The 22896-nt window shown below is 64.6% G+C and carries 22 protein-coding genes; 14 read left to right on the forward strand and 8 right to left on the reverse strand.

Features of this window, described 5'->3' with window-relative positions:
* The first annotated feature begins 10 nt into the window (after nt 1-10).
* The 3 genes from FEF27_RS00765 to FEF27_RS00775 are packed head-to-tail and all read left to right on the forward strand — an operon-like array spanning nt 11 to nt 2676.
* Nucleotides 11-1030 carry a DctP family TRAP transporter solute-binding subunit gene (locus FEF27_RS00765; protein WP_138168913.1) on the forward strand — a complete coding sequence of 340 codons (1020 nt, stop codon included), beginning with the start codon at nt 11-13 and terminating at the stop codon, nt 1028-1030.
* A 10-nt stretch (nt 1031-1040) separates the two neighbouring features.
* Nucleotides 1041-2021: a phosphotriesterase family protein gene (locus FEF27_RS00770; protein ID WP_138168914.1), complete on the forward strand. Its 981-nt coding sequence runs from the start codon at nt 1041-1043 to the stop codon at nt 2019-2021.
* 16 nt (nt 2022-2037) lie between these two features.
* Nucleotides 2038-2676: a TetR/AcrR family transcriptional regulator gene (locus FEF27_RS00775; RefSeq protein WP_243728882.1), complete on the forward strand. Its 639-nt coding sequence runs from the start codon at nt 2038-2040 to the stop codon at nt 2674-2676.
* Between the two features lie 21 nt (nt 2677-2697).
* Here the strand turns inward: FEF27_RS00775 and FEF27_RS00780 are convergent, their stop codons facing one another.
* The gene (locus tag FEF27_RS00780; RefSeq protein ID WP_138168916.1) at nt 2698-3414 is read right to left on the reverse strand and encodes a GNAT family N-acetyltransferase; all 717 of its coding nucleotides are present in this window, start codon (nt 3412-3414) and stop codon (nt 2698-2700) included.
* Nucleotides 3415-3464: 50 nt separating this feature from the next.
* Between FEF27_RS00780 and FEF27_RS00785 the strand changes: the two genes are divergently transcribed.
* Nucleotides 3465-4007: an NADPH-dependent FMN reductase gene (locus FEF27_RS00785; protein WP_138168917.1), complete on the forward strand. Its 543-nt coding sequence runs from the start codon at nt 3465-3467 to the stop codon at nt 4005-4007.
* 55 nt (nt 4008-4062) lie between these two features.
* Complete coding sequence (locus FEF27_RS00790; RefSeq protein WP_138168918.1) at nt 4063-5352, forward strand: alpha-hydroxy acid oxidase; 1290 nt, start codon at nt 4063-4065, stop codon at nt 5350-5352.
* Between the two features lie 14 nt (nt 5353-5366).
* Here the strand turns inward: FEF27_RS00790 and FEF27_RS00795 are convergent, their stop codons facing one another.
* Together FEF27_RS00795 and FEF27_RS00800 are read right to left on the reverse strand one after the other, a co-directional pair.
* Nucleotides 5367-6302 carry an electron transfer flavoprotein subunit alpha/FixB family protein gene (locus tag FEF27_RS00795; RefSeq protein WP_138168919.1) on the reverse strand — a complete coding sequence of 312 codons (936 nt, stop codon included), beginning with the start codon at nt 6300-6302 and terminating at the stop codon, nt 5367-5369.
* Nucleotides 6299-7096, reverse strand: coding sequence for an electron transfer flavoprotein subunit beta/FixA family protein (locus FEF27_RS00800; protein ID WP_208009544.1), 798 nt, complete (start codon nt 7094-7096; stop codon nt 6299-6301). The genes FEF27_RS00795 and FEF27_RS00800 overlap by 4 nt, the downstream gene beginning before the upstream one ends.
* Nucleotides 7097-7232: 136 nt before the next feature.
* On the opposite strand from FEF27_RS00800, the gene FEF27_RS00805 reads away from it, so the two are divergent.
* Both FEF27_RS00805 and FEF27_RS00810 read left to right on the forward strand, forming a co-directional pair.
* On the forward strand, nt 7233-8594 hold the full coding sequence (locus tag FEF27_RS00805) for a GntP family permease (protein WP_138168920.1): 1362 nt from the start codon (nt 7233-7235) through the stop codon (nt 8592-8594).
* Between the two features lie 22 nt (nt 8595-8616).
* Nucleotides 8617-9768 (forward strand): glycerate kinase, encoded by a 1152-nt coding sequence (locus FEF27_RS00810; protein WP_138168921.1) that lies wholly within the window; start codon nt 8617-8619, stop codon nt 9766-9768.
* Here the strand turns inward: FEF27_RS00810 and FEF27_RS00815 are convergent.
* Nucleotides 9765-10445, reverse strand: a complete 681-nt coding sequence (locus FEF27_RS00815) for a GntR family transcriptional regulator (protein WP_138168922.1) — start codon at nt 10443-10445, stop codon at nt 9765-9767. The two genes, FEF27_RS00810 and FEF27_RS00815, sit on opposite strands and share 4 nt — an antisense overlap.
* A 172-nt stretch (nt 10446-10617) precedes the next feature.
* Between FEF27_RS00815 and FEF27_RS00820 the strand changes: the two genes are divergently transcribed.
* The 3 genes from FEF27_RS00820 to madM are packed head-to-tail and all read left to right on the forward strand — an operon-like array spanning nt 10618 to nt 14775.
* Nucleotides 10618-13575, forward strand: a complete 2958-nt coding sequence (locus FEF27_RS00820) for an AMP-binding protein (protein WP_138168923.1) — start codon at nt 10618-10620, stop codon at nt 13573-13575.
* Between the two features lie 32 nt (nt 13576-13607).
* The gene (gene madL, locus FEF27_RS00825) at nt 13608-14009 is read left to right on the forward strand and encodes a malonate transporter subunit MadL (protein ID WP_138168924.1); all 402 of its coding nucleotides are present in this window, start codon (nt 13608-13610) and stop codon (nt 14007-14009) included.
* Between the two features lies 1 nt (nt 14010).
* On the forward strand, nt 14011-14775 hold the full coding sequence (gene madM / locus FEF27_RS00830) for a malonate transporter subunit MadM (RefSeq protein ID WP_138168925.1): 765 nt from the start codon (nt 14011-14013) through the stop codon (nt 14773-14775).
* Here madM and FEF27_RS00835 read toward each other — a convergent pair.
* Nucleotides 14742-15638: a LysR family transcriptional regulator gene (locus FEF27_RS00835; RefSeq protein WP_138168926.1), complete on the reverse strand. Its 897-nt coding sequence runs from the start codon at nt 15636-15638 to the stop codon at nt 14742-14744. The genes madM and FEF27_RS00835 overlap by 34 nt on opposite strands.
* 74 nt (nt 15639-15712) lie before the next feature.
* Here FEF27_RS00835 and FEF27_RS00840 point away from each other — a divergent pair, with 74 nt between their 5' ends.
* The 3 genes from FEF27_RS00840 (at nt 15713) to FEF27_RS00850 (ending at nt 19296) form a co-directional block, all read left to right on the forward strand.
* Nucleotides 15713-17149 carry an NAD-dependent succinate-semialdehyde dehydrogenase gene (locus tag FEF27_RS00840; RefSeq protein WP_243728883.1) on the forward strand — a complete coding sequence of 479 codons (1437 nt, stop codon included), beginning with the start codon at nt 15713-15715 and terminating at the stop codon, nt 17147-17149.
* A gap of 99 nt (nt 17150-17248) precedes the next feature.
* Nucleotides 17249-18403 (forward strand): M20/M25/M40 family metallo-hydrolase, encoded by a 1155-nt coding sequence (locus tag FEF27_RS00845; RefSeq protein WP_138168927.1) that lies wholly within the window; start codon nt 17249-17251, stop codon nt 18401-18403.
* Nucleotides 18404-18438: 35 nt separating this feature from the next.
* Nucleotides 18439-19296, forward strand: a complete 858-nt coding sequence (locus tag FEF27_RS00850; RefSeq protein ID WP_138168928.1) for a hypothetical protein — start codon at nt 18439-18441, stop codon at nt 19294-19296.
* Nucleotides 19297-19323: 27 nt separating this feature from the next.
* On the opposite strand, the gene catC is transcribed toward FEF27_RS00850, so the two are convergent.
* From catC to FEF27_RS00865, 3 genes are read right to left on the reverse strand one after another with little or no spacing between them, the layout of a single operon-like run.
* Nucleotides 19324-19605, reverse strand: a complete 282-nt coding sequence (gene catC / locus FEF27_RS00855; RefSeq protein ID WP_138168929.1) for a muconolactone Delta-isomerase — start codon at nt 19603-19605, stop codon at nt 19324-19326.
* Nucleotides 19602-20765 (reverse strand): mandelate racemase/muconate lactonizing enzyme family protein, encoded by a 1164-nt coding sequence (locus FEF27_RS00860; RefSeq protein ID WP_138168930.1) that lies wholly within the window; start codon nt 20763-20765, stop codon nt 19602-19604. The genes catC and FEF27_RS00860 overlap by 4 nt, the downstream gene beginning before the upstream one ends.
* 36 nt (nt 20766-20801) lie before the next feature.
* A complete protein-coding gene (locus FEF27_RS00865; RefSeq protein ID WP_138168931.1) occupies nt 20802-21743 on the reverse strand; it encodes a LysR substrate-binding domain-containing protein in 942 nt (313 codons plus the stop codon).
* Between the two features lie 304 nt (nt 21744-22047).
* On the opposite strand from FEF27_RS00865, the gene catA reads away from it, so the two are divergent.
* Complete coding sequence (gene catA / locus FEF27_RS00870) at nt 22048-22896, forward strand: catechol 1,2-dioxygenase (RefSeq protein WP_138168932.1); 849 nt, start codon at nt 22048-22050, stop codon at nt 22894-22896.

The following is a 22896-nucleotide window of genomic DNA, read 5'->3' on the forward strand; positions in this document are numbered from 1 at the left end:
AGGAATCACTATGTCACGCCCCTACCCCCAGAGCGCCAAGATCGCGGCAGCGCTGACGCTGCCAGCTCTAGCGCTGGTCGCCTGCGGTGACAACGGAGACGCCAACGGTCAGGACGGGGAAACCATGTCATTGACCCTGGCGCACAGCTACAACGATGACCAGCCCCAGGCCCGCTGCGGCGCTGACGTGATCCAGGAAGAGGTCGCCGCGGCGGACGTCGGTCTGGAGATCGAAATCTACGGAGCCAGCCAGCTCGGCGGGGACGCGGACCGCATCGCCTCGGTCGCCTCCGGGGACATTGATATCGACATTCAGGGTGCCTCTGCCCTGGGCGCGGTCTATGAGCCGGTCAGTGTGCTCGACGCCGCCTACGCCTTCGACGACGCCGACCACCTCGCCGAATACATGGCGAGTCCTGAAGCCGAGCAGATGATCGAAAACTTCGCGGCTGAGACTGGGGTGCGGACGCTGGGTGCCTGGTCGGCCGGTGCGCGCCACTTCACCGCTAATGAGCCTATCCGGACCCCGGATGACCTGGAAGGACTGCGGATGCGGTTCCCCGGTTCGCCACAGTTCCTCATGAATGCGGCGGCGCTGGGTGCTGATGCCACTGAGGTCGCCTATGAGGAGCTGTACCTCTCGCTCCAACAGGGCGCGGTGGACGGCCAGGAGAACCCGCTGACCAACATTGAGTCAGAGAGCCTGGCGGAGGTCCAGGACTATCTGAGCCTCAGCGCCCACCAGCTCAATACGAACCTGGTCATCATGTCCAGCGTGTGGGATGAGCTCTCCGAGGAGCAGCAACAGGCGCTCAGCGACGCGGTGGAGACTGCGGTCACTGAAGTGACAGAATGCGTGGCCGAGGACGAGGAAGCCACCCTCGAAGAGTGGCGCGAGGGTGACGAATGGGAAGTGATCGATGATGTGGACACCGACACTTTCCAGGAGCAGGCGGTGAGCTACTTGGAAGACGAACTCGAAGGGGACTCCCTGGAAGTCTTCGAGGACATTCGCGGCTTCTCCAACTGACACTCCCGTCGTGACCCCACAGGTGCAGACCCTGACCGGGCCAGTTCCGGCCGGCCAGCTGGGGACTACTTTGATCCACGAACACCTGATCGTCACCGATCCGGAACTGGACCGCAACTTCCCTCACCCGGAGTGGGACGAGGAACGGGTCGCCCAACAGCTGCGTCAGCAATTGAGGCACCTTGCCGAACTGGGTGTCGGCACTGTTGTGGATTTGACGGTACCCGGACTGGGGCGCGATGTGCACCGGGTGGCCCGCATGGCGGCTGGCATCCCGGTGCACATCGTGGTTTCCACCGGCTACTACACGTACACTTCGCTTCCGCCCTTCTACCACCTCAACGGACCGGATCGTCTGGTCCGCGGGCCCGACCCGCTGCTGGAGATGTTCGTCAAGGACATCAGGGAAGGTGTTGCAGGCACCCAGATCCGGGCAGGAATGATCAAAGTCGCCTCCGCTGCTCAGGGGATCACTGACGACGTCGCCCTGGTCTTTTCCGCTGCGGCGCAGGCACACCGGGAGACCGGTGCGCCCATCACCACCCATTCTGACCCGCGCACCACCGGGGGACTGGAGCAGCAGCAGCGCCTGGCGGAGGAAGGCGCAGACCTGAACCGTGTGGTCATTGGGCACAGTGGGGATTCTGCGGACATTCACTACCTGTGTGCGCTGGCCGATGCGGGGTCCTATGTGGGTTTCGACCGGTTCGGCATGGCGCATATGGGTCAGGACTCGGCTAGGCTCAGAATGTTGCTGGATCTGCTGGAGCGGGGGTATGAGGACCGCATCCTGCTGTCGCAGGACGCCGCTGTCTTCAGCCGGATGACTCCGCCCTCATGGCGGGCGGCTCATGCGCCGGATTGGCGGATGGACCATCTGCACAGCACGGTGCTGCCGCAGCTCAGAGCCGCAGGCATGGACCGCCGGTTGCAGGATCAGCTGATGGTGGAGAACCCCCGGCGGCTGTTGGCGGGATCGAGTGATGAGTGAGACAAGGAGGCTTCCAGTGAGCGAACGTCCTATCCAGCACCGCGATGCCGAACGCACTCGGGCGGAGCTGCTGGAAGTTGCCACCAGCGTGTTCGCGGACTCCGGCTACTCCGGTGCCAGGATCGATGAGATCGCTCGCCGCACGCGCACCACGAAGCGGATGATCTACTACTATTTCGGCGGCAAGGAGCAGCTCTACCTTGCGGTACTGGAGAGCGTCTACCGGGGGATCCGTGACAAGGAGCAGACCCTGCAGGTCGAGGAGATGGACCCTGCGGACTCCCTGCGCCGGCTGAGTGAAATCACCTATGACCATCACATGGCCAATGAGGAGTTCATCCGGTTGGTGGCGATTGAGAACATCCACCGCGGACGCTTTATCCGGCAAATCGATTCACTTCGGGATCTGAGCAAGCCTGCCCTTGGGGTGTTGGACACCATTCTGGACCGCGGCCGAGACGAAGGCCGGTTCCGCACCGATGTGGATGCCCTCGATGTTCACTTGCTTATCAGTTCTTACTGCGTGTTTCAGGTGGCCAACCAATACACCTTCGGTTACCTCTTTGACCGGGACCTCCAGGCCGAGGACCAGCGCAGTCACCTGCGGTCCATGATCGGCGACGTCGTCGTCGCTTGGGTCACCGAACGTACCTAGGTCCGGGTTGGATGGATGGTCTCACACCAGGGCCACAGTGGTCTGATGTCCCGCCGGTGCAAAGCCCAGGGTGATAGCAAGGCGCAAAGAGCCCGGTGCTTCACCCGCTGCCCTCCACTGCGGGATAAGCCCGTCGGCGAACGCCTCTTCAACGGCGACTGCTGCGGCGAAACGCGCCAGCCCCACACCTCGATGGCTTGGGTGGGTGAGCACGCCGATGTCTCCCAGAAAGTCGTGTTGGATGGTCCGTCCGGCGGCGGCGACCACCTCGCCGGTATCTTCGCGAACAAGCGATGCCGACCAGGGGGCGCGCGCTACCCCGGAGCGCGTCACATCGTCTGCTGGTGATCGTTCAATGAGCTGGCGCAGGTGCTGGGGGTCGTGGGAGACCGAAACGAGGTCGGAGCCCTGGAGCTCTGGGGGCTCTTCACAGTAGAGCAGCTGCGCCTCGCCCAGGATGCGCGCCCCCGGGAAATGTGGGCGCGCGATCTCCAGCAACCCAGTCTCTAGGGCGAGCTCTTCGTCTGGCACGTCCCGCGCTGCCCGCACCAGATCCTTCGGTCCGGACAACGCCGTTCTGCCCAGGACCTGCACCAGACTCAGGGTCTGCGTTCCTTCGGCGACTGCCTCAATGCGCTCCGCGGATAAACTGCTGGCCAGCGTCATGTCGTCCAGGCCCAGGGCGCGGGACCACGCCAACAGAATGATGTGCTCCGTGTGAGCATCCAAGCTAGTCATCTCCACAGCCTAATCAGCCGTGCTGAGCCTCCGCCCGGTACCTTGGGGGTATGGTGAAAATTGGATACATCATTGGAAGTTTCGCCAGAGACTCGGTGAACCGCAAGTTGGCCGGGGTGCTGGTGGACCAAGCTCCACAGCAGGCGGAACTGACGGAGATAGACATCGCAGAACTGCCCATCTATGACCGTGACATGGATGAGGATTTCCCCCAGGTTCTCTGGAAGTTCAAAGAGCAAGTGGCCAGCGTGGATGGTTTGCTCATCGTGTCACCGGAACATAACCAGTCGTTCCCCGCAGCGGTGAAAAATGCCATTGACGTGCTCAGTCGTCCCCGCAAACAAGGACAACTCAGAGGCATGACGATGGGGATCGCAGGAGCATCGCCGGGACGCTTCGGCACCATCAACAGTCAGGCGCAGCTGCGGCAGTTCTTGATCCCCTTAGGTGTGAAACTCATGGGGTTGCCTCTGCTAGCAGTCCAGGTTGGCCCAGAGACGTTCAGTGACAACGGTGAAGCCGATGAGAGCACCACGCGCCGGGCGAAGGCCTACATAGAGGCCTTTGTGGACATGGTGGAAAGAGATCTCTGACACACCGCCGATCCCTCCGCTAGTCTTGTTAGTACGTTGACCCCAAGGAGAACATATGACTGAGCAGTCCGTCAGCGCAGGTGCCGGCAAGAACGCGCGCATCCGCGTGAAGCGCCAACTTCCGAAGCCTGCAGACCTCGCGCCGCTCATGAAGTTCAAGAAGTTCGACTTCAATGCCTCACGCCGTCGTCTCAACGCCGCATTGACCATTGAAGACCTCTACAAGATCGCCAAGCGGCGCACCCCCAAAGCGGCCTTCGACTACACCGACGGTGCCGCCGAGGGCGAGTTCTCGCTGACACGCGCCCGTCAGGCATTCGAAGATGTGGAGTTCAATCCCTCAATTCTGCGCAACGTGACGTCCGTGGACCTCTCCTCTGAGATCATGGGTGGGCCTTCCAGCCTCCCGTTTGCCATTGGGCCCACCGGCTTTACTCGGCTGATGCAGACTGAGGGTGAAGTTGCCGGTGCCTCCGCCGCCGGGGCCGCCGGAATCCCCTTCACCCTCTCGACGTTGGGCACCACCTCCATTGAGGACGTCCAGGCCGCCAACCCGCACGGCCGCAACTGGTTCCAGCTCTATGTGATGAAGGACCGGGAAATCTCCTATGGTCTGACCGAACGCGCCGCCGCCGCCGGATTCGACACCCTGTTCTTCACCGTCGACACTCCGGTGGCCGGAGCCCGACTTCGGGATAAGCGCAACGGATTCTCCATCCCCCCGCAGCTGACTCCAGGCACGGTCATCAACGCCATTCCCCGACCGCAATGGTGGATCGACTTCCTGACCACCCCGCCGCTGGAGTTCGCCTCCCTCTCCAGCACCGGCGGCACCGTCGGAGAACTGCTCGATAAGGCGATGGACCCCTCCATCTCTTTCGAGGACTTGAACATCATCCGCGAACTGTTCCCCGGCAAGCTGGTGGTCAAGGGCGTCCAGACAGTGGCAGACGCCAAGAAACTCGCAGACCTCGGCGTGGACGGAATTGTGCTCTCCAATCACGGGGGTCGCCAGCTGGATCGCGCACCGGTGCCGTTCCACCTCCTGCCTAAGGTGGTCCGTGAGGTGGGCTCGGACCTGGAGATCGGCGTGGACACCGGTGTCATGAACGGCGCCGACATCGTCTCGTCTGTGGCACATGGTGCAAAGTACACCTTCATTGGCCGTGCCTACCTCTACGGGCTGATGGCAGGTGGCCGAGCCGGTGTGGACCGGGCCATTGAGATCCTGGCAGAACAGATAGAGCGGACCATGAAGCTACTGCAGGTACCGAGTCTCGACGAGCTGCGACCCGAGCACGTCACCCAGCTGACCCGGATGGTGCCACTGACCACACAGAGGTGATGTGGGGCAGCGCATCAGCCCTTGCGGCGGCGCAGCTCGTCGATCATCTGCGGCAGGACATCGTTGAGGTCCCCGACCACCCCGAAATCGGCGATCTCAAAGACTGGGGCATCCTCATCCTTGTTGATCGCCACAATGGTGCCTGAGGTCTGCATCCCGGCTCTCTGATGCACTGCCCCGGAGATCCCCACGGAGATGTAGAGCTGAGGAGAGACCGTCACTCCGGTCTGGCCGACCTGCGCAGAGTGGTCGATCCAACCGGCATCGGTGGCCACCCGGGAGGCGCCCAGGGCGGCACCGAGCTCCTCTGCCAACTGCTCCACCAGGCGCAGATCGCCTTCCACCCCGCGCCCGAACGCCACTACTGTTGAGGCCTCGGTCAGGTCCGGTCTGCCGGAGGGTGGTAATTCCGTCTCCTCCAGGATTTCAACAGCGGACGACGCCGCCACCTCAAGGGCCACCACTTCAGGCACCTCAGCGGCGATCGCCTGCTGGGAGGCGGTGTTGGGGCGCAGAGTCGCCAGCAAGGGGCCGTCCTCGCTGATCTGCGCAGTGGTTCGCCAGGAACCTGCCAGTACGGACTTGGTGCCGGACCCGGAGCCGGTGACCCCATTCGCGCCGGTGATCAGCCCAGCATCGAGCGCCACCGCTGCCCGGGAGAGGGCATCTACGGTGTCCGGGGTGTCAGGCCCGAGGATCAGATCAGGGTCCAATTCCGCGGCGGCTGCCACCACCAGATCAGCCAGGGCCGGGTCTGGGGCGTAGATGGAATCTGCCCCGGTGAGCACACCGGTCACGCCGTGGACCGCCAGCGCCTCCGCTCCTGCAGGAGGCAGGCTGCCGGCGACGACGACGGCCTCGCCGAGGGCATCAGCGTGGGTCAGCAGTTCTGCCTGGGCAGGGGTCAGGTGGTCCACCACCCGGTCAAAGAACACCAGTACCTGGGTCACAGCAGCCCCTCCTTGCTCAGGAACTCCACGGTTTTCTGCCCCGCCGTGCCGTCGTCGTGGATAATCTCCCCCGCCTGGCGCTCAGGCCGCGGCTCCGCGGCGATCAGGGAGACCTTCGACTCCACCGCGTAACGGGTCAGTCCCAGATCCGCGAGGCTGAAGGTGGTGGTGGGCTTCTTCTTCGCCTTCATGATCGCTCGGAAATTCGGGTACCGCGGCTCGTTGGCCTGGTCGGTCACGGACACGAGTGCCGGCAGCACCGCGGCCACCCTCTGCATCCGTGTCCCGGAAAGCCGGGTGACCACCACACGGCGGCCCTCTAGCGTCACCTCACGTGCCTGCGTCAGCGCCGGCACCCGGAGCCGGCCAGCCAGTTGCGCCGGCACCGCAGCGGTCTCTCCGTCCTCGGAGGCCATCCCGGTGAGCACCAGGTACTCACTGCCTTCTGAAGTGGCCCGGACGTAGTTGATGGCGGCAGCCAGCGCAGCGGAGGTGGTCCAGATATCTGCTGCCTGCAAGGCTTCATCGGTGAGGTGGAAGCCGTCATCAGCGCCGATCTGCAGCGCCTTCTTCACCGCCGCTGAGGCACCCGAGGGTCCCATGGTCAGCGCGGAGACTCGCACCTCGGCCTCGTGCTGTTCTTTGATCTGCAGCGCGGTTTCCAGCGGATGCTCATCCAGCTCACCCAGGATGCCCTGGCTGCGGTCTAACCGACGGTCCTCGCCGATCCGCCGCTCCAACTGAGCGTCGGGCACCCACTTCACGAGGGTGATGATATGCAGTGAGCCCGGCATAATCCCTTCCATACGGCAGCAGGTGGTGTACAAGCTGTTCTATGGTCGCATGACTCGGGGCATGACTGGGCGGACTCCGATAGGGTCAGTTACCAACATCACGTCCACGTTTTCTTTGAGTCGAGAGGCACCAACTATGGTCGATCTCCTTATTCTGCTGGGACTGGTCACCGCGATCGTTGTGGTCACAGCGCGGTGGCACATCAGCCCCTTCCTGGCGCTTCTCGGCGCCGCGCTTCTGGCGACATTCTTGTACCGCATCCCGCTGGAAGACAGTGTCACCACGGTGACCGAAGCCTTCGGCAGCACGCTGGGCAATATCGGACTTGTCATCATCTTCGGCACCATGATCGGCGTGATCCTGGAGCGGTCTGGGGCGGCGATCGCCATGGCGGATGCCATCATCCGGCTCATAGGCAACCGATTTCCCAACCTCACCATGTCCCTGATCGGTTACATCGTCTCCATACCCGTTTTCTGCGACTCGGGATACGTCATTCTCAACTCACTGCGGAAAGCGATCACTTCCCGGGCGGGCATCTCCGGCTTGGCCACCGCCACCGCGCTGATGACCGGACTGTTCGCCACGCACACGTTGGTCCCGCCCACCCCGGGGCCTCTGGCCGCAGCCGAGGAGCTGGGTGTCACCGCACACCTGGGCCTGCTGATCGGGCTGGGGATCCCAGTGGCGCTTGTCTCGGCGATGGCCGCGCTGCTCTTCGCCTCGCGGCTGTCACACAAGGAGTTTGCGGCTCTGCCTCCGGAGCGCGAGGACGACATCGAAGTTCAGGACTATGACGAGCTGCGTAGGTCCTTCGGGACTCTGCCCAATCCAGTATTGGCGTTTTCGCCCATCGGTGTCCCGCTGTTGCTGGTGTGCCTGGGGTCGATCGCGCAGCTGCCCGGCCAGCCGTTCGGCCCCGGGGCCGCCACTGAAGTCCTGGTGTTCCTCGGCACTCCGGTCATCGCGCTGATCATCGGGCTGCTCATCGCGACCAGCCTGTTGTCAGGAGAGGGGAAGCTCGCCCAGTTCAACACGCAGATCATCGAGGCGATCCGGGTCGCCGCACCTATCCTGCTCATCACCGGTGCAGGCGCATCGTTCGGTGCCGTCCTCAACGCTTCTCCGCTGACGGACTACTTGTCGGAGAACATTGCCGGGCTCGGCTTGGGGCTGGGCGTTCCCTTCCTGATTGCCGCTGCGCTGAAAACTGCTCAAGGCTCCTCGACAGTAGCGATTGTCACCGGTTCTGCCCTGGTCTCGCCGCTGCTGGGATCGCTGGGACTGGACTCCACCGAAGGCGCCGTGCTGGCTGTCTTGGCGGTAGGTGCAGGGGCGATGGTGGTCTCCCACGCCAACGACTCGTTCTTCTGGGTGGTCGCGCAATTGTCGCGCATACCAGTGGCCACCGCTTACCGGACTCTTACCGTGGCCACAGCTATTCAGGGCCTGACAGCCTTTGGTGCCGTCCTCCTGCTTTCCCTGGTTCTCCTCTGATCTGACAGGAGTTGGACTCACGATGAAGATTGTTTGCGCACCAGATTCGTTCAAAGGCTCGGTGACTGCCGCAGAGGCCGCGGCAGCCATGGCCGCCGGAGTCCGGGAGACCATTCCGGCCGCGGAGGTCGTGGAGCTGCCATTCGCCGACGGGGGAGAGGGAACCCTGGAGGCGCTGCTAGCCGCCTGGGGCCGGACCCCGGAGACCGTGGACACGGTGGACGCACTCGGCAGGCCGGTTCAGGCGCGGTACGGGCTATCCCCGGATGGGCGGACCGCTGTCATTGAAGCGGCCGAGGCCAATGGCCTGCCGCAGGTCTCCGATGTGCCGCTGCAGCCACTGCGTGCCGACACCTACGGGGTCGGCATCATTGCCCGCCATGTGCTTGAGGCAGGGGCGGAGGAGATTCTGCTGTGCATCGGAGGATCTGCCACTACCGACGCAGGCACCGGCATGCTCTGCGCCCTGGGTGCTGAGTTTCACGACCACGACGGCGCCCCCGCCCCGCCCGGGGGAGCAGGACTTGGCGAGATCACACAGGTCGATCTCTCGGGGGTGGACCCGCGCGCTCATTCCATACGCTGGCGAATCGCAGTGGATGTGGAGAACCCGCTGACCGGAGACAATGGCGCCGCGGCGGTCTTCGGTCCGCAGAAAGGTGCGCACGAGCAAGACATTGCGGAATTGGACCGCGGGCTCACTCAACTGGCCAGGGTCATGGCCGACTCTGCCGGCGTGCCGGCTCAGCACTACCTGGAGACTCCTGGGTTCGGAGCAGCCGGGGGCATCCCCCTGGGACTGGTCAGTGTCTTCGGAGCCGAGGTGGTCCCGGGTTCCGCGATGGTCTCCGAGGTGTTGGGGCTGCAGGAGGTACTGGCAGACGCCGATCTGGTGCTCACCGGTGAAGGGCGGCTCGATTCCCAGTCCCTGGGTGGCAAGGTGGTCGACGCGGTGGCCTCCCGGGCGCCTGCCTCCTGCGGCGTCGTCGTGCTCGCCGGGGCCGTGCAGCTCTCACCCGCCCAGTGCCGCGAGGCCGGTATTACTGCCGCATTCTCCGTCGCTGCGGGTCCGGCGGAGCTTGCGGAACTGCAACGGGGTGCCGGTCAGCTGATCCACGACGCGGCCGCTCACGCCTGCGGACTCTTCGCGTTCCCCCGCCCGCGGCTCGATTAGCGCTGGGCTGTGCTGGGGGCCTGATGCACATGCCGCCAGGCGCGCACCAGCTGATTGAACTCCTTGACCTGGACCAAGACATGCTCCCGCGCTGTGTTCTCCGCGGTGTCCGCCTCTCCTGCCTCAATGGCGGCAGCGATCTGCCGGTGCTCGCTCAACGATCTGCGCAGCCGATCCGGCACCCGCAGCTGCAACCGGCGGTAGGGCTGGAGGACTTTACGCAGCAGGTGTGCCTGGTGACGGAGATAGTCGTTGCCGCATGAGTCATAGATGACCCCGTGGAACCAGGCGTTGGCGTAGTAGTAACCATCGGAATCACCCTTCTGCTCATAGAGGTGGCATTCCTCCAGCGCGTGGTGCAGCTCCTCCAGCTGAGTCCGGTCCATCATGCTCGCGCACAGCCGGGCAGCCATGCCTTCCAGCTCCGCCATGACCTCGAAACGGTCCGCGAGCTCCGGAAGGCTCAGTTCCGTGACATAGGTGCCCTGCTTGGCACGGATCAGCACCAGCCCGGAGCGTTCCAGGGCCTGCAGCGCCTCCCGTATAGGGGTGCGGGAACAGCCGAACTCCTCCGCCAGAAGGGCAGGGTCCAGACGCTCGCCCGGACGGTACCGCCCATCAACAATGGCGTTCTCCAGGGCATCGCGCACCCGTTGGGACTCTGGCAGCCGCGGCATCCCCACCTCCTTGGAATCCGAGCTTAGCCGCTTCCCGCCGCGCCAGGGTGGAGATGACCGGCACAAAGACCCTCCGCCGAACCCAATGTGGCGCACGTCACGAGTATGCACTACGCTCCTTGTTATATACATCACGTGGTGTAAAGGATTTATCAAGGAGTGAGGAGTGCTCATGGGACGAAACGACCGGTGGCTGCTGGGAGACCTCTTCCGCGCACTCGGCGGGCAGCGTCGGGAACATGAACCCTCCGGTGAGCCGGAGGCACCTGCCTCCGAGCAGCTGCGTGCTGCCTGCCAGGTGCTGGTCAGCGACATCGGGGAAGCATCGCTGCGCGCTGTGGCGGCCCGGGCCCTGGACAGCTACACACAGCTCGACGACGCCCAGAAGTTGGACTTCTTCACTCACCTGTTGGACCGCTACGGGGTCGAGACCGAGCGGCTCAAGGATGCCTACCGCGCCTGGGAGCAGACACAGGACCAGCGGGACCTCACCGAGCTTTTCGCCGCTGTTGAGCCTCACCGGCAACAGCTCCTGCGCCGGATGAACCATGCCCCCGATGCCACGCTGGCACTGGTGCAGATGCGCGCGGATCTGCGCCGGCTGCTGCGGAAACACCCGGAGCTGGCGCCGGTCGACGCGGACTTTCAGCATCTGCTGGCCTCCTGGTTCAACCGCGGTTTCCTGCGCATGGAGGAAATCACCTGGGACTCTCCCCGTGAGATTCACGATCACCTGGTGCGTTACGAGAAAGTCCACCCCATGCCGCGCCGGCGCGAGCTGCGCCAGCGGCTGCAGCCCAAAGACCGCACTATTTACGCGTTCTTCCACCCCGCCACAGGCAATGTCCCGCTGATCTTCGTCGAAGTCGCCCTGGTGAAGGGCATCCCTTCGCACATCAGCCCGCTGCTGCACCCTGATTCCTCAATTGCTCCCACCAAGGCGGACACCGCAGCCCTGTACTCCATCAATAACGCCCTGGATGGTCTGGCAGGCGTCTCGTTCGGGAACCTGCTGATCAAACAGGTGATCGATCACGCCCAGGCCCAGCTGCCACATCTGGAGAACTACGTCACGCTTTCCCCCATGCCCGGGTTTCGCCGCTGGTTCGGCGCCGAAGCCCAACGCCGTGCCGCAGCAGGAGATCCCCGTTACGCCCAGCTTCAGCAGGACCTGGACTCACTGGGCGGTCGGCTCGGCCCCGAGGAGGACCCCGCGGCCAGATCCCGCCTACTGGGAGAGCGGCCCAAACTGCCCAAAGACACCCTGGCTGATCTGCGTGAGCGGCTCTTCCCCGTGCTGGCTGATTACATCACTCACCGACGCGCACAGGACGGACGACCGACCGACCCGGTGGCCCGCTTCCACCTGGGCAACGGGGCGTCCGCCTGGGAGCTGCAGTGGCCAGCCAACCCCGGCACCGAGGCCTGGCGCCAGTCCTACGGGGCCATGATCAATTACCGCTATCAGCCCGAGGAGCTGGAGCGACGGCACGAGGAGTTCGTCCGTGACCGCGCCGTCTCCCTCGGGCCCCAGCTCAAGCAGCTGCTGGCGTCCCCGGGCACCGCTTTCACACATCCCGAGAACCACACAATGAAAGGAAACCCCTTGATGTCCCAGCCATTTGCCTCGATCTACCAGCAGTTTCTGCGCAGGGTGGAGGAGGACCCGCACAAGGCACTGTTCATCCTGCCCGAGGGCCAGACGGTGAGCTATGCCCAGACCTTGGAGACGGTGCAGCGAATCGCCGCCCAGCTCATCGAGGATGGGGTCAAGCCCGGAGACCGGGTCGCGATGCAGGTGGAGAAGTCCCCCGAAGCCATTGCCCTCTACCTGGCCGCCCTGCAGATCGGGGCGGTGTTCCTGCCGCTGAACACCGCCTACACCGGCAAAGAGATGGACTACTTCATCAGTGATGCCACACCGCGGGTGCTGGTCTGCTCACCGGAGGCCGCGGCCGATCATCAGCACCGCGACTCCCTGGTGGTGGAGACCCTGGGAGCCCAGCGTGAAGGCACCCTGCTGCGCGCCGAGCAGGGGCATACCGACGTCTACCCCGCCGGACCGGAAGACCTCGCCTCCATCCTCTACACCTCAGGAACCACCGGGCGTTCCAAAGGGGCGATGCTCACACACCAGAATCTGGCATCGAACTGTGAGGCTCTGCTGCAGACGTGGGAGTACACCGCGGAGGACACCCTGATTCACGCGCTGCCGATCTTCCACATCCACGGCCTGTTCGTGGCAGCGAATATGACACTGGCTGCCGGAGCGTCAATGCACTACCTGCCGAAGTTTGACGCCGATCAGATCATCGATCTCTTTCCCCGGGCCACGGTGCTCATGGGAGTGCCCACCTTCTACACTCGACTGCTGAAGAATCAGCGGCTGACAGCCGAGGCCTGCGCTGGTATGCGGCTATTCGTCTCTGGATCTGCTCCGCTGCTGGCCAGTGACCACCAGGCATTCGAGCAGCGAACAGGTCACGCCATCCTGGAGCGTTACGGCATGACCGAGACCGGCATGAACGCCACTAACCCCTACACCGGTGGAGAGCGGAAACCCGGCACCGTGGGGAAGCCGTTTCCCGGGATCACCATCCGGGTGGTGGACCGCGAATCGGGTAAGCCGGTCGCCGATGGTGAGGTCGGTCTCGTGGAGGTCCATGGGCCCAACGTTTTCTCCGGCTACTGGCAGATGCCGGAGAAGACCGCCGAGGAATTCCGGGAAGACGGGTTCTTCATCACCGGTGACCTGGGACGGTTCGACCAGGACGGGTACCTGTGCATTGTGGGACGAGACAAGGACCTGGTGATCTCCGGGGGCTTCAACGTCTACCCCAAGGAGGTCGAAGAGTGCATTGATGCACACCCGCAGGTCCAGGAGTCTGCCGTCATAGGGGTCCCGCACGAGGATTTCGGCGAGGCAGTAGTGGCCGTGGTGGTGCCCGCCCCAGGCCAGGCACCCGAGTCCCAGGAGATCCTCGACTTCATCTCCGAGGACCTGGCTCGATTCAAACAGCCCAAAGCCGTCAGATTCGTCGAGGCGCTGCCACGAAACGTGATGGGCAAGGTCCAAAAGGTCGCGCTGCGCCAGCAGTTCGCCGATCTCTTCACCCCGGCCGACGTCTGAGCGTCCCACTACCCACATAAGGAGGCGCCCTCATGGTGCTGTATGGAGTCGCAGCGCTTGCGCTGTGCATGCTCGTCGGAATGATCATCGGTGACCTCATCGGGGTCCTGGTCGGTGTCGATGCCAACGTCGGCGGCGTCGGGTTCGCCATGATCATGCTGGTCCTGGTCAGCGCATGGCTGCGCAAGAAAGGCCTGTTTCCCAAGCCCAGCGAACAGGGGGTGCTGTTCTGGAGTGCGCTCTACATCCCCATCGTCATCGCCATGGCGGCGACCCAGAACGTCGCTGAGGCCATCGACGGTGGACCGATGGCCATCCTGGCTGGTGTGTCCGCACTGGTAGCCGGTGCTGCGCTGGTGCCGGTGATCTCACGAATCGGCGAAAAGTCGGAACCTCTGCCTCCGATGACGGAAAAAGAAAAGCAGGAGGTCTGAGATGGAACTGGTAGCAGGCGTTCTAGAACGCAATGGACTGCTCTTCGCCTTCGTGGTGGTCGGAGCCATGATGCTGATCTCCGGGTGGCTGTCGAAGACCCTGACCCGCGGCCGCCTTCAGGGCTCGGCGATCGCCATCATCCTCGGCCTGGTTCTGGCCTACGCCGGAGGCATACAAACCGGCGGGGAAGCTGGCTTGGCGGACATCGCCATATTCGGTGGTCTGGGCCTGATGGGCGGAGCGATGCTGCGAGACTTCGCCATTGTGGCCACCGCCTATGGCGTGGACCTTCAGGAGATCAAGAAAGCCGGGGCAGCAGGTGGACTGTCACTGCTGCTGGGTGTGATCGTGTCCTTCATCGTCGGGGCGGCCGTCGCGGCGGCGTTCGGCTACACCGACCCGGAGTCCATGGCGACCATCGGTTCCGGCGCGGCGACCTACATCGTGGGTCCAGTCACCGGCACGGCCGTGGGAGCCAGTTCAGAAGTGATCGCACTGTCTGTGGCCGCCGGGCTGGTCAAAGCGGTGATCGTGATGGTCGGCACCCCCATGATTGCCCCGCTGATCGGGCTGAACAATCCCAAGGCAGCCATGGCCTATGGGGGGCTGATGGGCACCACGTCCGGTGTGGCCGGCGGCCTGGCCGCTACCGATAAGCGCCTGGTGCCCTATGGAGCGATGACCGCCACCTTCTACACCGGCCTGGGCTGCCTGCTGGGGCCCAGCGTCTTCTACTTCGCGCTGCGGTTCCTCTTCGGCGGATAGCGGGACAAGCAAAAGTCGCGCAGCCGCTGGGCGAGCTGCTCCAGAGCCTGGTGGGCGTGGTGGCCGGCCCTCCACCCGGCATAGAGGTCAATCTGGAGCGGCTGGCCCCGGTGGTGAATCTGCAGCGGGTGCAGACCGTAACGGACGTCGTCGGTCAGCACGGCCACCCCGCGTCCAGCAGCAGCCAAGGCCTGGGCGACTTGACTGTGACGAGTCTCCAAGGTGGTCACTGGTCCGAGCTGGGCATGTTCCAGCGCGGAGTCGAAGACCCGGCGGGCTTTGAAACGCATCGTCGGCAGAATCAGCGTTTCACCCACCAGCTCGGCCAGTTCCACCTGCTGCCGCCCAGCCCACCGGTGACCCGGCGGGACATAGGCCCAGACGGGGAGGTTGACCAAATGCGGGGCGTGGGCGCTGGCTGGCCAGCGCACCGGCGCGATCACCATGTCGTAGCTGCTCAGGACGTGGTGGGCCGCGGAGTCGATGGCGATCTCACTGACCGATGGCACCGGATCCTGGGAACGGAAAGTCGCGACGAAGGGGGCAACCACGTCGGTCAGAGTGGTCGTCGGTGCTGCCAGCGAGACCCGCGCCAGGCGTCCTTGCGCCAGCTGGGCGGCGTACTGGGCGGCTTGGTGGTGACGCTGCAGCAGATCCTGCGCCGTGGTGAGGAACTCACGGCCCTCTGTGGTCAGATGCAGCCGTCCGCTGTGCCGCAGGAACAGGGTCAGGTTCAGCTCGCGCTCCAGCTGCCGAACCTGACGGGAGAGTGAGGGCTGCGTCATATGCAGGCGCTGCGCGGCGGAAGAGACCGTGCCGGCCTCCACCACCGTGACGAAGTAGCGCAGTAGGCGAATGTCCATGCAGCCTGAGCATACTAGGCAGCCCAATCAGGTATTGGACGGCATAGATGCGGGATGTGAGGCTGAGAGGAGCTTTGGCCCCCTACGACCAGCCCTACGACCAGCATGGAGCGTCGATGACCCCCCACGTCACTTTCTCTGTCACCAACCCGGCCACCGGGCAGCACCTGGAGGAGGTCGCCGACCTCACCGCGGAGCAGGCGCTGACTCAGGTCGAGCGGGCGCAGCAGACTTTCGCCCAGTGGCGAGACACACCGCCGCGGCAGCGCGCTGAGGTCCTGCACCGGGCCTACGCACTGATGATTGAAGATCTGCCGCGGCTGCGGGACCTGATCGTCGCTGAGAACGGGAAGTCCCAGGCGGACGCGGAGTCGGAGGTGCGCTACGCTGCGGAGTTCTTCCGCTGGTACGCCGAAGAGGCGGTGCGGCTCAGCGGAGAGTACACGACGGCGCCAGCTGGCGGAGTGCGCAACATTGTCACCCACCACCCGGTGGGAGTGGCTCTGCTGATTACGCCGTGGAACTTCCCGGCAGCGATGGCCACCCGGAAGATAGGTCCTGCACTGGCCGCTGGCTGCACGGTGGTGCTCAAACCAGCGCGTGAGACACCGTTGACCGCGCTCGCGATCGCTGAGGTGCTCGTCCAGGCGGGACTGCCTGAGGGTGCTGTGCAGGTGGCGACCACCACCGCCACCCGGGAGGTGGTGACCGCACTGCTGGCCGATGACCGGATCAAGAAACTGTCCTTCACCGGCTCCACCCCGGTGGGGCGGACGCTGCTGGCCCAGTGCGCCGAACGCGTAGTCAACGCCTCCATGGAGCTCGGCGGCAATGCGCCGTTCATCATCACCGCAGATGCGGACATCGAGGCCGCAGTGCAAGGAGCAATGGTCGCGAAGTTCCGCAACGGTGGTCAGGCCTGCACCGCAGCGAACAGGTTCTACGTCCACGCTGACGTGGGCGAGGAGTTCATCGCCGCGTTCGGGGCGCAGATCAGCCGCCTCACCGTCGGAGATCCGGCACAGGGAACCCAGATCGGGCCGCTGATCCACGGGGAGGCAGCCTCCGGGGTGCGGCAGTTGATCCAGTCAGCGCTCGACGACGGCGCCACTGTCGCCCACCAGGCCACGCTGCCCGAGAGCGCTGCGACCGAGGCATTCGTCGCCCCGACGCTGCTGCGTGATGTCCCCGCCGGCGCCGCGATCCTGCGTGAGGAGATCTTCGGCCCCGTGGCCCCAGTGGTGGTGTGGTCGGACCTGGAGCAGATGCTCCAGCAGGCCAACGCCGCCGAAGTAGGGCTCTCGTCCTATGTCTACTCGGGCACGCTGCAGGAGGCGATCCGGATCGCCGAGCGTCTGGAGACCGGTATGGTCGGGATCAATCGCGGCGTCGTCTCAGACCCCAGCGCACCGTTCGGCGGGGTCAAACAGGCCGGCATCGGCCGTGAAGGCGGCCACTGGGGCATCGAAGAGTTCACCGAGCCGCAGTACCTGTCGGTGGACTGGCCGTAGCGGCCCACATGCTGTCCCCATCCCTGAGCTCCCCTGAGCTCTCCGCTGGAGACAGGGTCCGAGGCGCTCAGAACAGCGTTCGCCGGTAGAGTTGCTCCTATGCCTGCCATCTCACCTGCACTGCTGGAGGCCGCAGAGTCCCGGCTGGATCAGATTATCGCTGACATACAGACGCTCGTGGAAGTTGAGACCCCCTCGGATGACAAGGACGCCGTGGCCGAAGGCGCGGCGGTGGTCGCGGATCTGATCGCTGCGCGCCTGGGACTGGAAGCGGAGCCGGTGGTGGTCGACGACGTCACGCACCTGCGGCTGCGCGTGGGCACCGAAAAGCCCAAAGTAGTGGTGGTCACCCACCAGGACACGGTGTGGCCCACCGGCACCCTGGCCCGGAAGCCCTTCAGCAACGACGGCCACACCCTGCGCGGCCCTGGGGTTTTCGACATGCTCACCGGCCTGGCAATGGCCATTCATGCCGCCAAACTGCTGCAGGACTCCGGACACAGCCTCTACGGGCTGAGCATCATGGTCACCGGGGATGAAGAGCTGGGATCGGTCACCTCGCGTGACCTCCTGCTGGAGGAGTCAGCGGAGGCCCGCGCCGCCTTTGTCATGGAAGGCGCGCTGGACACCTCACTCAAGATTGCCCGCAAAGGCACCTCCAACTACACAGTGGCCGTCCACGGCGTCGCAGCCCACGCCGGGCTGGACCCGGAGAAGGGCGTCAACGCCGGAATCAGTCTGGGCCTCCTGCTGCCCCAGATCGCAGCGCTGGGGGATCCCACTGTGGGGACCACCGTCACCCCTACCGTCATGCGGGCCGGGACCACGACCAACACCGTTCCGGACTACGCGGAAGTGGTCGTCGACGCTCGCGCGGCCACCATCGCCGAGCAGGAACGAGTCGACGAGCAGATCCGCGCGCTGCGCTCCGAGGTCGAGGCAGCCGAAGTGGAAGTCACCGGCGGCGTCAACCGCCCCCCCATGGAACGCAGCTCCTCCGAGCTGCTCTTCAACCGCGCTCAGCAGGTGGCGGCGGCGCTGGGCGCCGGAGAGCTCACCGGGGAGGCAGTCGGCGGCGCCTCCGACGGCAACTTCACCGCTGCCGCCGGCATCCCCACGCTTGACGGAATTGGCGCCTGCGGGGCGGGCGCGCACGCCGAACATGAACACGCTCTGGTCGAGCACATCGCGCCCCGGACAGCGCTGCTGGCGGGTCTGATCGCTGCCCACCTGGACCCGCCGGCTGTCGGGTGAGCGCAGTGGCACCGGGCAGCGCAAGAGCAGATGGTGTGAGACCCGACGCCGTGGCGCAGGCCCAGCACCAGGCCCTCCAGGCGGCACAGGCTGCTGGCGTCGTCGTGGAGTCTCTGCACACTCCTGAGCAGATGCAGCGTGCCGCAGAGGTGCTGGCCGAGATCTGGGCCCCCGGCGGCCGCGGCGAGGCCCCTGTCGAGGCGGGGCTGCTGGTGGCGCTGGAGCACGCGGGCAACTATGTGGCCGGTGCCTATGCAGGAAAGGACCTGATCGGCGCCACGGTGGGGTTCTTCGGTGCACCGGACGCCCGGACCGGGCGGATGCACATGATGCATTCTCACATTGCCGGTGTGCTTCCCTCCCGCGCCCGCAGCGGAGTGGGAGTGGCGATGAAGCTGCACCAGCGCGGCTGGTGCCTGGAGCGCGGCGTGACGGTGATGGAGTGGACCTTCGATCCGCTGATCGTGCGCAATGCCCGGTTCAACCTGCACAAGCTTGGGGCCGGGCTGAGTGAATATCTGCCGCAGTTCTATGGTGAGATGCGCGATGGCATCAATGCTGGACAGGGCAGTGACCGCGCCCTGATCCAGTGGAACCTGCTGGCCCCGGAACCCGCCCCGGAACTTACCCCTCAGCTGATGCTCCTGGAGCCGGACGACGACGCCGCACCTCGCCTGACTGCCGGCGAGGATGCGGTCGCCTCGGCAGCCGCAGCGGGCCTCGTCGGGCTCAGAGTGCCCAGTGACATGATGCAGCTGCGCACGGAACGCCCGGCGCTGGCCGCCCGGTGGCGCACCGCCCTGCGGGAGACGATGGCCCCACTGATGCGCGCAGGCTGGGTGGTGGCCAGCGTACGGGCCGACGGAACCTACGTGCTCAGCCGCGCGGAGTAAAACGGCGGAGCACGCCGAACGAGCGCCTCAGGACTTGATGTCTGAAGGGTGCGCGGCCAAGGGGGTGACCTCGATGTCCATGAAGGGAAACAGCGGCAGGCCCTGCAGGATCTGGTGAAGCTCGTCGTGGGTGCCGACCTCGAAGATGGAATAGTTGGCGTACTGGCCCACCACCCGCCAGATCTGCGGCCACTTGCCCTCCCGCTGCAGCTGTTGGGAATATTGCTTCTCCCGCGCCACGAGCTCCTGACGATCGTCCTCAGCCAGATCGCGGGGGAGCGAGACGTTCATGCGAACCAGGTACTTCATCGGGATCCTTCCAGTGTCCTTGGTGCTGGGTGTACTGCCGGGTGTACTGCTCGGCGTGTTGAGTCGGTGCGGTAGTGGGCCAATTTGGACTCATCAATCTGGTGACCCACGCCGGGGGTATCGCGGGTGTAGATCACACCGTCGGAGATGTGAAGCGGCTCGGCCATGAGATCGTCAGCCATATTCAGAAAATTGGACAGCTCCGCGGCCCGGCGCGAGGTCAGGTCGAAAGCCGCACCGAAGGCCACTGAGGCGGCACTGCCTACTTGAGTGTCAATCTGATTGCCGACGTAGACCTCCACCCCGAGCCCTTCGGCCAGCCCCACGATCCGGCTGGACTCAGTGAACCCGGTCCGCGCAGTCTTGATGGCCAGCAGGTCCGCCCCTTGGGTCACGATCTCGCGCGCGGCGGCAGCCAGATCGGGGGCTGACTCGTCGGCGGCGATCGGAATGGGAGACCGTGCGGTCAGCCAGCGTCGGCCCACATGTTCAGCGGCATGATTGGGCTCTTCCAAGAATTGCATGCCCAGTTCGGCCGCCTCAGCCAGCACATGGCCGGTCTCTTCGGCGTGCCACCCGCGGTTGGCGTCCATGTAGAGTTCGATCTCCTCGCCGAAAGATTCACGCAGGGCGCGGGCTGCCCCCATGTCCAGGCTCGTCGGCCGGCGCCCGACCTTCAGCTTGAAGGAGGAGATCCCATAGTTCGCCCGCATCTGGGCGACTTCCTCCACCAGTGCGCCAGCCTCCTTGAACCCGAGCATGTGCGAGACGCGCAGACGGTCGGTGTATCCGCCCAGCAGGCGGGTCACCGGCATCTGCTGTGCCTGTCCGATGATGTCCCACAGCGCGATGTCGATGGAGCCCTTGGCGGTGGCGTTGTGAAAGGTCCGGCCCAGCACCTGGCGGACCTTTTCACGATCAAAGGGGTCCAGGCCGATCATCTGGGGCGCGAAGATGGTGGTGATCACGCTGATGATCGACCCTTGTGTCTCCCCGTAGGTGTATGGTCTGGGAGGAGTGTCTGAGGTGCCGATCAGCCCGGCGTCAGTGTGCACCCTGATGAGCACGTGATCAGCCTCCCTCACCTGCCCGGAGGCAAACCTCAGCGGCTGGCTGTAGGGAATGGTGTAGGGAATGGCCTCAACGGCAGTGATCTTCATCCGTGGTCCTCACGTGTCTGGTTCGCACACAACGCGTCAACGCGCAGCGTGGTGGGAAGGAAGGGCAGGGTTGGGCTCGGCAGCAGGGCTTTCCTCACCGGCTGAGGCGCCGTGCGCGCAGATCAGTTCGACCAGGGCGTGCAGCAGCGGCCGGGTGTCCTCGCTGCGCCAGGCCACCGCCAGATCCACCGTCGGCGCATTGACCAGCGGACGGAAGACCACTCCCATGGTGCCCAGAGCTGAGACAGGCTCCGGCACGACCGCCACGCAGCCTCCGCCGGCCACTAAGGACACCAGCGTGGAGGTCTCGCTGACGATCTGCATCACCTGCGGTTCAAACCCGGCGGACCGGCACACCTCGGCAGTGACAGCCGCTACGGCCGAATCACTGGGATAGGAGACCATGAGCTCGTTGCGCAGGGCACTCGGCTCCACCTGCTCCGTCTCGGCCAAGGGGTGGTCCTCGGGGATCGCCACATGCAGCTGGTCCGACTGAATCACAGTGATCTTCAGGCCCGCAGGGGCCGCTGGCAGGCGCAGCAGGGCGACGTCGAGCCTGTGGGTGAGCAGGTCCTGGATAATTTCGGGGTTGAGGATCTCGCCACGGATCTGCAGCTCCAGCCCAGGAAGGTGGCGCCGGACCTCTCGCAGCAGTCGCGGCAGCACCTGGTAGGCCGCCGAGCCGGTGCTCCCGAGCCGGAGAATGCCCTGAGCGCCTGCATGGACCCGCCGGACATCATCTTGCAGCGTCTGAGCCTCCGACACCAGCAGCCGTGCCCGCTCCAGGAGGAACTCGCCCGCCGGGGTCAGGGAGACACTGCGTGTGGTCCGCTCAAAGAGGGTGACACCCAGCTGGGCCTCAAAAGCTTTGATCTGCTGAGACAGCGGGGGCTGGGCGATGCGCAGTCGCCGGGCCGCATTGCCGAAATGGCGCTCCTCGGCCACAGCAATGAAGTACATCAGGTGACGAAGCTCCACATGCACTCCTTGAGATCGGCGGCAGACCGGACGGGTCTCTGCGTCCCGCATCCGTGAATGAGCCTCATCATGACACTTGAACCGGATGAATATCAATACCGGTCCATTTACAGGGTATGCATGATCAATGCATGGCCGCTATGGCGCTATTGATATGCAAAGGATCTGAATAGAGGTGAATCATGTATTTGATCCTGTGGAATCAGCACTTTACACTCGAAACCAGCGCACCGTGACACCCACCACACCAGCGGTGACTGCTGTCCATGCCACCGATGAACCACCAGATAGGGAAGAAGCACCCATGACCACCCTCACCACACCCACTGCAGCCGAGTCCGGCGGAAGCGCCACCGAGGTCTTTCGGCAGTCCGGCAAGCTGGGCGCGGGCGCTGACATTTCAGTTGAACGTGCCCAGGCCCTGATCGGCGACGCCATCAAAGCGATGAACGACCTCGCCGAAAGGCACGCCCTGACTTACGAAGAGTTCAATATCTTCAAAGCGTGGCTGATCCAGGTCGGCGAAGACGGCGAATGGCCCCTCTTCTTGGACGTGTTCCTGGAGCACACTGTGGAGGACATCTCCACTCGTGACCGCCAGGGCTCGAAGGGCTCCATCGAGGGCCCCTACTACGTCAAGAATGCTCCCACGCTGCCCACCCCGGCCACCTTGCCGATGCGCGAGGACGAGAAGGGCACCAAGCTGAAGTTCACCGGCACCATCAAAGACGTCGAGGGCAACCCACTGCCTGAGGCCGTCATCGAACTTTGGCAGGCCGACGAGGACGGGTACTACTCCCAGTTTGCTTCCGGGCTGCCCGAGTGGAACCTGCGCGGCCGCGTCCCGGTCGACGCCGAAGGCAACTTTGAGATCAACACCATCAAACCTGCCCCGTATCAGATCCCCACTGACGGGTCGACCGGCAAAATGATTGCCGCGGCAAACTGGCACGCCTGGCGTCCGGCCCACCTGCACATCGCAGTGGAGGCTCCGGGCCATCAGCGGCTGATCCAGCAGCTGTACTTCCCGGGAGACGAACACAACGACGACGACATCGCAAACGCCGTGAAGCCGGAACTGATGCTGGATCCCCAGCCCAACGACGACGGCGGCGAGACCGCTGTGTACAACTACCGCCTGGACAAGCTCTAA

This window comes from Nesterenkonia sphaerica, from assembly GCF_005771565.1.
GTDB lineage: Bacteria > Actinomycetota > Actinomycetes > Actinomycetales > Micrococcaceae > Nesterenkonia > Nesterenkonia sphaerica.

What these genes read in the sequence shown, in the direction of transcription:
- FEF27_RS00765 (WP_138168913.1), top strand. Translation starts at nt 11, where the DNA reads ATGTCACGCCCCTACCCCCAGAGCGCCAAGATCGCGGCAGCGCTGACG.
- FEF27_RS00780 (WP_138168916.1), bottom strand. Translation starts at nt 3,414, where the DNA reads ATGACTAGCTTGGATGCTCACACGGAGCACATCATTCTGTTGGCGTGG.
- FEF27_RS00810 (WP_138168921.1), top strand. Translation starts at nt 8,617, where the DNA reads ATGAAGATTGTTTGCGCACCAGATTCGTTCAAAGGCTCGGTGACTGCC.
- FEF27_RS00805 (WP_138168920.1), top strand. Translation starts at nt 7,233, where the DNA reads ATGGTCGATCTCCTTATTCTGCTGGGACTGGTCACCGCGATCGTTGTG.
- madL (WP_138168924.1), top strand. Translation starts at nt 13,608, where the DNA reads ATGGTGCTGTATGGAGTCGCAGCGCTTGCGCTGTGCATGCTCGTCGGA.
- FEF27_RS00815 (WP_138168922.1), bottom strand. Translation starts at nt 10,445, where the DNA reads ATGCCGCGGCTGCCAGAGTCCCAACGGGTGCGCGATGCCCTGGAGAAC.
- FEF27_RS00845 (WP_138168927.1), top strand. Translation starts at nt 17,249, where the DNA reads ATGCCTGCCATCTCACCTGCACTGCTGGAGGCCGCAGAGTCCCGGCTG.
- FEF27_RS00800 (WP_208009544.1), bottom strand. Translation starts at nt 7,096, where the DNA reads ATGCCGGGCTCACTGCATATCATCACCCTCGTGAAGTGGGTGCCCGAC.
- FEF27_RS00835 (WP_138168926.1), bottom strand. Translation starts at nt 15,638, where the DNA reads ATGGACATTCGCCTACTGCGCTACTTCGTCACGGTGGTGGAGGCCGGC.
- FEF27_RS00820 (WP_138168923.1), top strand. Translation starts at nt 10,618, where the DNA reads ATGGGACGAAACGACCGGTGGCTGCTGGGAGACCTCTTCCGCGCACTC.
- FEF27_RS00860 (WP_138168930.1), bottom strand. Translation starts at nt 20,765, where the DNA reads ATGAAGATCACTGCCGTTGAGGCCATTCCCTACACCATTCCCTACAGC.
- catC (WP_138168929.1), bottom strand. Translation starts at nt 19,605, where the DNA reads ATGAAGTACCTGGTTCGCATGAACGTCTCGCTCCCCCGCGATCTGGCT.
- catA (WP_138168932.1), top strand. Translation starts at nt 22,048, where the DNA reads ATGACCACCCTCACCACACCCACTGCAGCCGAGTCCGGCGGAAGCGCC.
- FEF27_RS00785 (WP_138168917.1), top strand. Translation starts at nt 3,465, where the DNA reads ATGGTGAAAATTGGATACATCATTGGAAGTTTCGCCAGAGACTCGGTG.
- FEF27_RS00790 (WP_138168918.1), top strand. Translation starts at nt 4,063, where the DNA reads ATGACTGAGCAGTCCGTCAGCGCAGGTGCCGGCAAGAACGCGCGCATC.
- madM (WP_138168925.1), top strand. Translation starts at nt 14,011, where the DNA reads ATGGAACTGGTAGCAGGCGTTCTAGAACGCAATGGACTGCTCTTCGCC.